The sequence below is a fragment of the Microcoleus sp. A2-C3 genome (assembly GCF_036706065.1).
GTDB lineage: Bacteria > Cyanobacteriota > Cyanobacteriia > Cyanobacteriales > Microcoleaceae > Microcoleus.
In genome coordinates this window covers 1-3,252 of record NZ_JAUBVX010000107.1, presented here as the reverse complement: position 1 = coordinate 3,252, position 3,252 = coordinate 1, and the positions used below count along the sequence as shown (strand labels likewise).

Sequence of the window (3,252 nt, the reverse complement as noted above, 5' to 3'; positions counted from 1 at the left end):
TCTTCAAAAATGGTTCGTGGAAATTTTCGCTAAACCCACATAGCTGTTGGATCATTCTTTTTGTGGAGGTCTCTTATTGGGTGGTTTAGAAGCCGAGAGAGAGGCGATTTGGCAGGAAAAACAGTCTGGATAACTCAAGGTAATGCGATCGTGATGAGCGAGGAATAGAAAGGGCGATCGCACTTAGTTTTGTTCGTAAGGGCGATCGCACTTCGCACACCACAATCTATTCTGGTTTCATCCAACCTTTAACAGTCTCTTTCACGACATTCACATAGGGATTGTCTAAAAACTCTTCGATCGCAGCTTCACCCCCTGCCTGCAACGCACCAACCGCACGACGCTTGAAACTGGGGGTAGTTTCATCATTAATGTGAGCAATCTTTTCCGCATCAGTAGCGGTGGGATTAGTTACCTCTAACTGTTTGAGAAGTTGTTGAATTTCTTTTGCTGCATCAGCAAGAGTTTGTTTCTGTTCTGATTGTTGTTGCACAAAACTGTTGTTGTCTGACCTGGCATTCTCACCCATAGCCCCAACCTGACCGTAGTTATTATAATTGTCTTGGTAAACCCTTCCACCATAAACACTGCCACCTACACTACCACCAACTTTTAAATCATTATTACCAGTCATAATTAAAACTACTCCTTAATCAAAATTTATTCCAAATAAAGTCTTTTGATACTATTTCTTGGCATAAGCTGATTTGTCTTTTCATTTTCCTCCAATGATACCCAAATAGCTGGGCTGAGCTTAGCTTTTACACTATCCTCAAATTTTTGAGAATGTTCTTTTTCAAGGTTAAAGAATGTTTCGTATCTTAAGCTAGGCTTTTCTGTATTTTTTGTCCATCCAAAAATCATTAGCTGGTACTTACCAGATTGCACCTCAAATGAATTTGGTGTTCCTTGCTCGGCAATCCAATCAAATCTAATTACTTTATTTATTGAAGAACTCCCTTGTACAGGAATTGGCTGAGCTAAGTTATCATTTACAAAATCTCCAACATCTGTAATTTTGACAAAAGTAGTCCATGCCATATCATAAAGATTATCATCATGATTGTGTCTGCTAATAACCAAGCGAATGCGCTGAATAGTTCCGCCCTGTGGACTCCAATTGTAGAAGGTTAGTGGTAAATTGAATCCTACTCCTTTAAAAGTTCGACTTCCTGTTGGAACATCATTTATAAAAATCGGGGAAAATATGAGATCTCTACTAAAACACAACTTAATATCTGCTTGTCTAAAATTAGAGGTATAAGCAACAACAGAGGAGACACCTAAGCTAAGTATAGAAACTACTGTTGCGAGTGTGGCGCTCCAATCACTTTCTTTTTTTGTTTGTTGTATAACGCTCGGATCATTTAGTGCTAACATTTTCTGTGAGGCAGTAGGCGATAAGGTGAGTGATTGCTGTGTTAGAGATTCACCATAACTTGGTTTAATATTTTCTGCTGATATCCTATTAGATGGCTGAGCTAAAGATTGAATTGAAGTAATCAATAACAATGAAATAGTACATATTGCTGCTAATAATATTTGATTTTTTCTCATGCTCAAATGTCCACAATTATCATGTACTGCTTCAGCTTTAGAAAATATTGAACATATGCAAAATTATTCAAGGTGAAATCTAACACGCTCAAACAGATAGTTTTGATTTATTGCATATAAATATTGCAAGACTATTTTAAACCGATCGCGCACAAACTGTAAAGCAAAAAAAGTTGGTAAAAGTTGGATCTTCGTAGAATGGCGATAGACAAGTCGGATGCGAGCCAAAAAAGTTGGTAAAAGGTGGAAAAAGTTGGTTATAGTAACCATAGCCATCTCACCAGCCCACCTATGGACATTCCTCAGACAGTGCAATTTGTCGATAAAGCCGTCTGCACCAAGACAGGCAAACATCTAAACAACTTGCAGCGCAGAATTATCGCGGGAATACTGAACCGCCAAAAGTATGCTGATGTTGCAGAAACTCATGGTTATAGCGACAAGCACGTTAAAAAAGTCAGTCACGAGCTTTTGCAAATGTTATCTGATATCTTTGGCGAACAAGTTAAGAAAAGTAATCTTGAATCTGTTTTAGAACGGCAAATAAATGTAAATATAACTTTAGGTAATAAAAATACTCACAATAAAAACAGTGTAAGTATAGCTTCTATCAACAATTGCCCTGATAGCTCTACTCCTACCCCAGAGAAAAGTCAGCCCAAAAATCCTGACTTTCATGGCAATAATCAAGCTAATTTTGAAAAAATTGGTAAATTACGGCAGTTTGGCTTGAGCGATGAGCAAATTGCAGAGGTGCTAGAACTACCATTGGATGTGGTTAAGCAGGTGGATTTTGAGGAGTAAGTCTGCGCTATTTGCGAATTTTAGTCGATCGCACTTAGTGTCTTTGTTATAATCGTCGAAGGTTGCCCGATCGCAGTAAAATAAAATATCGCCACATATTTTAAGCTATGAACACACAACTCATTGAATCCTTAGTACAAATCATTCAGACACTTTCAGAAGAGGAGCAATTGCTAATAAAAGCAAAATTGTTTAGCAACATCCCCTATCCTTCCATTGTGGAAATAACCCAGTTAGCCCAAAGCGGAGGAGCCTTTCAATCCCTGCAAGATGAGCCTGATATTTACACCATTGAAGATGGAGAGCCAATTTAGTGAAGCTAAAGAAAGGAGATATTTCAAGCGTTGTGCATAATTCCCAGAAACCGGGTTTCTTCCGAGATATCTCGCCACCCAACCTAAATTTCGTAAGAAACCCGGTTTCTGACGCTTTGCATACTTCCCAGAAACCGGATTTAGGACTAGATATCTCGCTACATACCTAAATTTATTAAGACAATTTCTGTCCGAAGTATTGATAATATTCAGTCTGCGCTATTTGCGATCGAGTATCGCATCATAATTACCATGAGAACCTATCCAAAACCACAAAACCCCTTCGGGCTTGTCAAAACCTAACGCTCTGTAGTTTCTGCCTACTCTCACCGACCATAAACTACCAATCCGCTTGAAGTGCAGTGATGGATGCTTTGAATCCACCTTGAGTAATTCATAGTTTTTGTCCGCCAGTTCTTGAATTTTTATCGGCAGTTGACGGTAAAGTTCCCAAAATTCAGGCGTTGTGAAATGCGTCAAATTTCCTGACATTTTCCTTCATTAGACCTCCTGCGAAAGTCTGATATAATTGTCAAATAAATAGAAGTTCAACGCATCAAAAATGAGTTACGAAAAA

5 protein-coding genes are annotated in these 3,252 nt (G+C 38.5%); 2 read left to right on the top strand and 3 right to left on the bottom strand.

Translation table 11 applies throughout. From position 1 onward, the window contains the following. Positions 1-226: 226 nt before the first annotated feature. On the bottom strand, positions 227-634 hold the full coding sequence (locus QUB66_RS29405) for a hypothetical protein (protein ID WP_332970771.1): 408 nt from the start codon (positions 632-634) through the stop codon (positions 227-229). Between the two features lie 26 nt (positions 635-660). Then, positions 661-1,557: a hypothetical protein gene (locus QUB66_RS29400; protein ID WP_332970772.1), complete on the bottom strand. Its 897-nt coding sequence runs from the start codon at positions 1,555-1,557 to the stop codon at positions 661-663. A 243-nt stretch (positions 1,558-1,800) separates the two neighbouring features. Here QUB66_RS29400 and QUB66_RS29395 point away from each other — a divergent pair, with 243 nt between their 5' ends. Both QUB66_RS29395 and QUB66_RS29390 read left to right on the top strand, forming a co-directional pair. Then, the gene (locus QUB66_RS29395) at positions 1,801-2,361 is read left to right on the top strand and encodes a hypothetical protein (protein ID WP_332970773.1); all 561 of its coding nucleotides are present in this window, start codon (positions 1,801-1,803) and stop codon (positions 2,359-2,361) included. A 107-nt stretch (positions 2,362-2,468) separates the two neighbouring features. Further along, positions 2,469-2,675 carry a hypothetical protein gene (locus tag QUB66_RS29390; RefSeq protein WP_265235725.1) on the top strand — a complete coding sequence of 69 codons (207 nt, stop codon included), beginning with the start codon at positions 2,469-2,471 and terminating at the stop codon, positions 2,673-2,675. Between the two features lie 219 nt (positions 2,676-2,894). On the opposite strand, the gene QUB66_RS29385 is transcribed toward QUB66_RS29390, so the two are convergent. Continuing rightward, the gene (locus QUB66_RS29385) at positions 2,895-3,167 is read right to left on the bottom strand and encodes a ParE family toxin-like protein (protein WP_265235726.1); all 273 of its coding nucleotides are present in this window, start codon (positions 3,165-3,167) and stop codon (positions 2,895-2,897) included. Between the last annotated feature and the right edge of the window lie 85 nt (positions 3,168-3,252).

What these genes read in the sequence shown, in the direction of transcription:
- QUB66_RS29405 (WP_332970771.1), bottom strand. Translation starts at nt 634, where the DNA reads ATGACTGGTAATAATGATTTAAAAGTTGGTGGTAGTGTAGGTGGCAGT.
- QUB66_RS29390 (WP_265235725.1), top strand. Translation starts at nt 2,469, where the DNA reads ATGAACACACAACTCATTGAATCCTTAGTACAAATCATTCAGACACTT.
- QUB66_RS29385 (WP_265235726.1), bottom strand. Translation starts at nt 3,167, where the DNA reads ATGTCAGGAAATTTGACGCATTTCACAACGCCTGAATTTTGGGAACTT.
- QUB66_RS29400 (WP_332970772.1), bottom strand. Translation starts at nt 1,557, where the DNA reads ATGAGAAAAAATCAAATATTATTAGCAGCAATATGTACTATTTCATTG.